Source organism: Bradyrhizobium sp. Crot121 (genome assembly GCF_059512385.1).
The window spans coordinates 1-445 of record NZ_JCAMOR010000382.1; the positions used below are offsets into that span (position 1 = coordinate 1).

Below are 445 nucleotides of genomic sequence, written 5' to 3' on the forward strand. Positions count from 1 at the left end.
TGTCGTGCTTCCTCTGTCGATTTGACGGGCGGAATTCGTGAAAAACAAGATCGTGCAGCTCAAACTCGTCGAGATAACCGTTCACGCCGGCGCCGACCCATGCATCCAGCCTCCCCACCCAATCATCCGGCGCCTTGGAATCGACCGCTTCCATTAGCCGGGTATGGATGTCCTCGACGAAGCGCGCACGAAGCGCCTGCAGCACGTCTTCCTTTGTTTTGAAGTAGAAATAGAAGGTACCCTTGGCGACGTCAGCCGCTTTGACGATTTCGTCCACGCTTGCGGCATCGAAACCCTTCGCAAGAAACAATGCTTGCGCCGCATCCATGAGTTCCTCACGCCAGACTTCAGCGGGCTTGGTGCGGGGACGTCGTCTAAGTATCGCGACAGTAGTCATGGTGCGTTAGCTCATTTCGAGGTGCGTCGGAGAGAATGACGAGACATC

At 56.0% G+C, this 445-nt stretch carries 1 protein-coding gene; it reads right to left on the reverse strand.

The window, feature by feature from the left end; translation table 11 throughout:
* Nucleotides 1-328, reverse strand: a 328-nt coding sequence (locus AC5ZGW_RS47085; protein WP_496114266.1) for a TetR/AcrR family transcriptional regulator, incomplete at its 3' end; no start/stop codon positions are given.
* Between the last annotated feature and the right edge of the window lie 117 nt (nt 329-445).